The organism is Sinomonas sp. RB5 (assembly GCF_054063535.1).
On the sequence record NZ_JBSSGJ010000028.1, the window covers coordinates 1 to 7,584 of the forward strand.

Sequence of the window (7,584 nt, forward strand, 5' to 3'; positions counted from 1 at the left end):
GCCGATCAGAGGCCCGAAGTGTCCACGGACTCGTGAGACACACTGTCCACACTCACCTGAGACAGAAGTGTCCATTCAGTCCCGAGACTTCACAGTCGCCCTTTCGGCGTTCCGGGTACGCGGGGGCCGGGTCAGGCCTCCGCGGCGCGCTTCGCCCCGTACCCGAGGCGGGCCGAGACGCCGGCAGCCGCCTCCATCACCGCCGCGGCGAGCTCGGCCGCGACCTCGCCCTGCACGCGTGTGCGGGGAGCGGATGCCGTCACGCATCCGGCCATGCGCCCCCGGTAATCCCACACGGGCGCCGAGACACCGAATTCCTCGGGGGTCGTCGCCCCGTCATTGACAGCCACGCCCGCCTTCTCCACCGCGGCGAGCTCTGCCGCCGCCGCAGCGTCGCTGTCGTAGGGCGCACCCACCAGCACGGCGCCCGAGCCGATCAGTTCGCGCACAGCGCCCTCGGCCAGACCCGCGAGGAACACCCGCACTGACGACGAGGCGAACTTGTTGTACCGCGTCCCGATCGACGCGGTGTGCTTGACCTGGTGCGGGCTCGGAACCTGCTCGACGACAACAGCCTCCTGGCCGTTCCACACCGCGAGCGCGCTCGTCTCCCCCGTCCGCTCGGTGAGGTCCTCGAGGTAGGGAAGCGCCGCCCGCCGCACGTCGAGGTCGGCCAGGAGCGGTCCGGAGAGGGCGAGCAGGCCGAGCCCGAGCCGGTATCTCCCGGTGGCCTCGTCGCGCTGCACGTAGCCGGCATCGGCGAGTCCAGTCAGGATCCGCGAGACGGTGCTCTTGTGCAGACCGACCTTCTGGGCGATCTCCGTGACCCCGAGCACGGGCTTCTCGATGGAGAACGCCTCGAGCACGCCGAGGCCGTTGAGAAGGGACGCCGCCGCCCCCTGGGGTGCGTCATCACTGGTGCGCGGTCGTCCTGCCACGGTCCACTCCTCTTCCGGCCGGGTGCGTGGCTCTCATCTTAGAGTCCTGTGTCATCTCGGCGTGACCTCTTGTGCGGTGCTATCCAAGCAACTACTTTGGGAGCACAGCAACAGCATATGTGATTCAGCTCACGTGCGAAACGTCTTACCTGTTCGAAACCCACGTTGCTCAGCGCCCAACTAGCTTGACGGGAAAGCAACAAAATCCCGTTTCCGCCGGCCCCAGGGCGGAGCGATCGAAAGGAAAGCCACATGAAGCGTATCGGCGTCGACGTCGGCGGCACATTCACCGACCTCTACTTCTCCGACGATGAAGCCGGGAGGGCTGTCATCGAGAAGGTGCCCTCGACTCCGCACGATCCGTCTGAGGCCGTCATCGAGGGCCTCCAGCGGCTCGTCGCCAAAGCCGGCACCGACCTCGCCGAGATCGACCAGCTCGTGCACGGCACCACGGTGGCGACGAACATCGCCCTGACGCACACCGGCGCCGAAGTAGGCATGATCACCACGGAGGGCTTCCGGGACATCCTGCACATCGCCCGGCACAAGAAGCCGCACAACTTCTCGCTCCAGCAGGACATGCCGTGGCAGACCAAGCCCCTCATCAAGCGCCGTCATCGTCTCACCGTCAAAGAGCGAGTCACTGCCCCGAACGGGGATGTCCTCATCCCCCTGGACACCGACGAGGTCCGCGAGCGCGTCCGCCAGCTCAGGGACGCCGGCGTGGAGGCCATCGCGGTCTGCCTCCTGCACTCCTACCTCAACCCCGCCCACGAGCAGCGGATCGGGGAGATCGTGGCCGAAGAGTTCCCCGAGGCCTACCTCTCCCTCTCGAGCGACATCGTGCCGCTGTACCGGGAGTACGAGCGGTTCTCCACCACCGCGCTCAACGCCTTCGTGGGACCCAAGGTTTCCAGGTACCTCGCCCGGCTCGCCTCCCAGGTCAGGGCGCTCGGTTACCAGCGCGAGGTCCTCCTCATGCAGTCCTCAGGCGGCATGGTGCCGATCAAAGAGGCCGCCAAGAGGCCTGTCACGCTGATGATGTCCGGACCAGTCGGCGGCCTGATCGGGGGCATGTGGGCCGGTCGCCAGTCCGGCTTCGAGAACGTCGTCACCTTGGACATCGGAGGGACCTCGGCGGACATCGGCGTCGCCTATCAGGGTGAACTGCGCATGCGCCACCTGCTGGACACCAAGATCGGCGACCACCAGGCGATGGTGCCCATGGTGGACATCGACACCATCGGTGCTGGCGGTGGCTCCATCGCCTATGTCGACGCCGGAGGGGTCTTCCGCGTCGGCCCCCAGTCGGCGGGCGCCGTCCCGGGTCCGGTCTGCTATGGCCGTGGCGGCACGGAGCCGACGTCGACCGACGCCCAGCTCATCCTCGGACGCATGCGCGCCCGTCGCAGTCTTGCCGGCGGCGACATGAAGCTCGACGTCGACGCCGCCCGGGCCGCGATGGCCAAGGTCGCAGACCGCCTCGACATGAGCATCGAGGAGGCTGCACTCGGCGCCCTGCAGATCCAGAAGTTCGGCATGACCCAGGCGATCGAGCAGAACTCCGTACGCCGCGGTTACGATCCGCGCGACTTCACCCTGGTCGCCGCCGGCGGTGCCGGTGCCCTGTTCGCCTGCGAGATCGCGGCCGAGCTCGAGGTCCCGAAGGTGCTGATTCCGGCCCACCCGGGCATCATTGCCGCCACGGGCCTGCTGGCCACCGACGAGAAGTACGAGTTCGTCGCGACCCGACGGTTCACGTTCGCCAACGCCGACCCCGCCGCCATTCAGGCCTCCTACGAGGCGCTGGAGCGGGAGGCCAACGCGCAGCTCGACGCCGAGGACGTGCCCGCCGAGCGACGCAAGCTCGTCTGGCTCGCCGACGCGCGCTACGAGGGCCAGGGGTACGAGATCCGCTTCGTTGCACCCGAAGGGCCGGTCGACCAGGCCTGGCTGGAGAAGGCCGAAGCCTCCTTCCACGACGCCCACTTCGAGGAGTACGGCCACCGCTTCAAGGACGGCGCCGTGGAAGTCATCAACATCCGGGTCGACGCCAGCGCCGTGATGGACGAGCTGCCCACGCCGGAAGCGACGACGTCCGGTTCCCTCGCGGAAGCGCTCGTGGAGACCCGCCCGGTGACGTTCGAGCAGGATGGCAAGCCCGTCACCGTGGACACCGGCTTCTACGACCGCGACAAGATGGGAGTGGGCACCACCTTCGTTGGCCCGGCCATCATCGAGCAGTACGACTCCACCGTTGTTGTCCCCCCGAGATTCTCCGGAACTGTGGACCCGGCCGGCAACCTCGTCATCGAGTGCCCGGCCGCCACCCAGACCGCCGAGAAGCTCGCCACCCCGATCCTGATGCGTGTGATCGGCGGCGCGCTGAATTCCGCAGCGAAGGAAATGGCCTCGGTGCTGTTCCGCATGGCCTACTCCTCGATCATCCGAGAGTCCGAAGACCTCGGCGCGGGCCTGTTCGACAGGGACGGCAATGTGCTGGCCGAGTCCGACTCCACGCCGATGTTCATGGGCTCCATGCCCAAGATCGTCAAGGGCGTCATCTCGGTCCTCGGCGACGACATCCATGAGGGCGACGTCATCCTTCACAATGACCCCTACCTCGGTGCCACCCATTCCCCCGACGTGGCGATCATTGAACCGATCTTCCACGACGGCCAGCTCGTGGGCTTCGCCGGCGCCTCTGGCCAGCTGATCGACAACGGCGGCGCCTATTCCGGCCTGATGGTGGACATCCAGGACATCCAGTCCGAGGGCACCATCTTCCGTGCTGTCAAGGTCTACGAGAAGGGCGTGCGACAGGAATCGCTGATCCGCCACATCCTCAACAACACCCGGACGCCCACCTCCAACGAGGGCGACTTCCAAGCGATGATCGCAGCCTGCGAGCTGGCCAAGGCCCGCTATCTCGCCCTCATCGAGCGGTACGGCTTCGACGCGGTGCGCGATGCCGGCCAGAGCTGGATCGACTACTCGGAGCGGATGCTGCGCCAGGAGATCGCCAAGATCCCGGACGGCGTCTACGAGACCGAAGTCGGTTATCTGGACGACGACGGCCGCAACTACGGCAAGAAACTGCCGATCGCGGTGAAGGTGATCGTGCAGGGCGACGAGATCACCTACGACCTGACCGGGTCCTCCGAACAGGTGCCCACTGCCTACAACTGTGCCTTCGAGGGCACTACGGTCTCCGCGTTCACCTTCATCACGCGGATGATGTTCCTCGACGAGGTCGCGTTCCCGGTGTTCGTGCCGCAGAACGAGGGGATGCTCAAGCCGCTGAAGGTGATCGCCCCGGAGGGCACCATCTTCAACCCGAAGTACCCGGCTGCGACCTTCTCGCGGTTCTCCCAGGTTCAGCGCGCCGTCGACCTTGCCCTCCGGGCCCTCGCCCCGGTCATTCCCGACCGCGTCACCGCTGGCAACTCCGCCCACATCCACTTCATCTCCTACTCGGGATGGGACGAGAAGCAGGGCGAGTACTGGGTGTACCTCGAGGTCAACGAAGGCTCCTACGGCGCCCGCGCCACGAGCGACGGGCCGGACTCCGTGGACAACCTCATCGCCAACACCCGCAACAACCCGATCGAGGAGCTCGAGTGGCGGTTCCCGATGCGGACCGACCGCTACGAGCTGCGGCCCGAGCCGGCGGCCGCCGGTGAGTTCCGCGGAGGAATCGGCATTGTCCGGGAGAACACCTTCCTCACGGACACCGTGATCACCTGCGAGGGCGAACGCCACGAGTCGGACGTGCCGTGGGGCGCGTACGGAGGGCACGAAGGCCTCAACGGCTCGCTCGTGAAGAACCCTGGCCGCGCCGGCGAGGAATCCTGGCCGTCCAAGGTCACGGGTCGCCAGCTGCTGGCAGGCGACTCCCTCCAGATCACCGTTCCGAGCGGCGGCGGCTTCGGCGACCCGCACCGGCGGGATCCGGAGAAGGTCCTCGAAGACGTCCTCGACGGCTTCACCACCCTCGAGGCCGCCGAGCGTGACTACGGAGTGGTGATCGACCCCGCCAGAATGACGGTCGACGCCGCACGCACCGCAGAGCGCCGGTCCCCGACGACCATCTACGCCACCGTCTAGTTCCGCAACACCCAGCAGTACCGCATTGAATCCAGTCACTGGGGCGGCCGGGGGGACGCACAGCGTCCCACCCGGCCGCCCTTTCCATGCCCATCCACACCTCCGGCTCATAGCCACCTCACCCCAGGAGTACCCATGGAACCGATGGAAAGCACCCTCGACCCGGCGAAGGCGTCCGGGGCGGCCGCCGCGCGCACGACGGCGGCGCCCGCCACCGCGGGGCAGCTCACCCCCCGGGACGTCCGCATCGCCACGTGGATCTGCTTCTTCGCGTGGACGTTCGCCGTGTACGACTTCGTCCTGTTCGGCAACCTGCTGCCGGTCCTCGCCGCCGAGGTGGGCTGGGCCCCCGCGCGGTCCACGGCGGTCAACACATGGGTCACGGGCGGCACGGCGCTCGTGGCGTTCGCCGTCGGCCCCCTGGTGGACCGGATCGGGCGACGGAAGGGCATCCTCATCTCGGTCATCGGCGCGGCCATCGCCTCGCTCCTGACCGCGGTCGCGGGCTGGGCCGTGGGCATCGTGGGCGGGATCGGCGTGGTCCTGCTCATCCTCGTGCGCTCGGCCGCCGGCCTCGGCTACGCCGAGCAGTCGGTCAACGCCGCCTACCTCAACGAGCTCTTCGCCCATGCCTACGCCGATCCGGCCAAGGCACGGCGCCGCGGCCTGATCTACTCCCTCGTCCAGTCAGGCTGGCCGATCGGCTCGGTGCTCGCGGCCGCCTCGATCTACCTCCTGTTCCCCGTGGGCGGATGGGCGCTGTGCTTCGTTGTGGCGGCGTTCCCGGCCATCTTCATCGTCATCGCGGGGCGCTGGCTCAAGGAGAGTCCGCAGTTCGAGGCCCAGAGGCACGCGAACACCAACGGCTCCCCCCTCGCCGAGGCGTTCCGGGGAGAGTCGCTGCGCTCGACCGTGGTGATCGGCCTCTCGTTCCTGCTGAACTGGGTCGGCGTGCTCGTGTTCGCAATCCTCGGGACGTCCCTCCTGAGCGCCCCGGACGGCAAGGACATCCCGTTCACGAACGCCCTCGTGATCCTCGTGGTCTCCAACGCCACCGCATTCGCCGGCTACGTGTTCCACGGCTGGCTGGGCGACAGGATCGGCCGGCGCAACACGATCGCCATCGGCTGGATCCTGTGCGGGGCCTCCTTCACGGCCATGCTGCTCGCGCCGTCGGGGAACTTCACCGTCGTCGTCGCGCTCTACAGCGCCGGCCTGTTCTTCCTGATCGGTCCGTTCTCCGCGCTGCTGTTCTTCAACGGCGAGAGCTTCCCAGTGCGGACGAGGGCCACCGGCGGCTCGATCATCAACGCCGGCGGGCAGGTCGGTGCGATCATCAGCAGCTTCCTCGTCACACTCGCCCTGGGCGCCGGGTGGACGTGGAGCACGGCGGCCTTCTGGATCGGCTGTGTGCCCATTTTTGCCTCGGGGCTGCTCATTCTCGCGGCACGCAACGTCAACCCGCGCACCGTCCGTCAGGACTAGGACCGGGCCGGCAGAAAAAGTTCGCCGCACCTCTTGTGTGTTGCTTTATAAGCAAATAGATTGTTTGTACAGCAACGGAAGAGAGCTAGATCACAGCGTCACCCTGTTGCTAAGCCAGCAAAACACACCCCCACAGAGCAAATTCGAAGGAGTGCACCATGAGCCAGGACACCGCAGTGGGCCAGGACATCGAGACCCGTCTTGCCGCAGTGCTGGAGGAGGCGTTCGAAGCCGGCACCGGCATCTACAACGAGCGCGGCTTCAAGCGTCGGATCGGCTACGGCAACCGCCCCGCCGTGATCCACATCGACCTCGCGAACGCCTGGACGCGGCCGGGCCACCCGTTCAGCTGCCCGGGCATGGAGGAGATCATCCCGAATGTCCAGCGGATCAACGAGGCCGCGCGCGCCAAGGGGGTCCCGGTCTTCTACACCACCAACGTGTACCGCAACCGCGACGCCTCCTCCGGGACGAACGACATGGGTCTGTGGTACTCGAAGATTCCCGTGGAGACCCTTCCGGCAGACTCCTATTGGGCTCAGATCGACGACCGCATCGCGCCCGCAGAAGGCGAGGTCGTGATCGAGAAGAACCGCGCCTCGGCGTTCCCGGGGACGAACCTCGAGCTCTTCCTGACCGCCAACCGCATCGACACCCTGATCGTGACCGGCGCGACCGCGGCCGGGTGCGTGCGCCACACGGTCGAGGACGCGATCGCGAAGGGCTTCCGCCCGATCATCGCCAGGGAGACCATCGGCGACCGCGTCCCGGGCGTCGTGCAGTGGAACCTCTACGACATCGACAACAAGTTCGGCGACGTGGAGTCCACGGACTCGGTGGTGGAGTACCTGAACGGCCTCCCGCAGTTCGAGGACACGGTCCCGAAGACCCTCTCGGATCCCCAGCGTGAGGTAGAGGCCCCCGCAGATCCGGCCTGAGTCGCACCGTACAGCGCCCGCCGTCCTCGTCCGACGGCGGGCGCTGCGCATACTCTGGCGTCGAGCACCTCGGACGGGGGGGGGGGGGGGGGGGGGGGGGGGCGGGGGGGGGGGGC

Annotated in this window: 4 protein-coding genes; 3 read left to right on the forward strand and 1 reads right to left on the reverse strand. The window is 67.4% G+C overall.

What is annotated here, in order from left to right:
- Positions 1–131 precede the first annotated feature (131 nt).
- Positions 132–938 (reverse strand): IclR family transcriptional regulator, encoded by an 807-nt coding sequence (locus tag ACVWWH_RS20005; protein WP_066496342.1) that lies wholly within the window; start codon positions 936–938, stop codon positions 132–134.
- Positions 939–1,190: 252 nt separating this feature from the next.
- Here ACVWWH_RS20005 and ACVWWH_RS20010 point away from each other — a divergent pair, with 252 nt between their 5' ends.
- The 3 genes from ACVWWH_RS20010 (at position 1,191) to ACVWWH_RS20020 (ending at position 7,468) form a co-directional block, all read left to right on the forward strand.
- Positions 1,191–5,045 carry a hydantoinase B/oxoprolinase family protein gene (locus tag ACVWWH_RS20010; RefSeq protein WP_457317781.1) on the forward strand — a complete coding sequence of 1,285 codons (3,855 nt, stop codon included), beginning with the start codon at positions 1,191–1,193 and terminating at the stop codon, positions 5,043–5,045.
- 135 nt (positions 5,046–5,180) lie between these two features.
- A complete protein-coding gene (locus ACVWWH_RS20015; protein ID WP_457317782.1) occupies positions 5,181–6,530 on the forward strand; it encodes an MFS transporter in 1,350 nt (449 codons plus the stop codon).
- A gap of 158 nt (positions 6,531–6,688) precedes the next feature.
- Entirely contained in the window at positions 6,689–7,468 is a 780-nt protein-coding gene (locus tag ACVWWH_RS20020) for an N-carbamoylsarcosine amidohydrolase (protein ID WP_447421292.1), read from the forward strand.
- Positions 7,469–7,584: the final 116 nt, after the last annotated feature.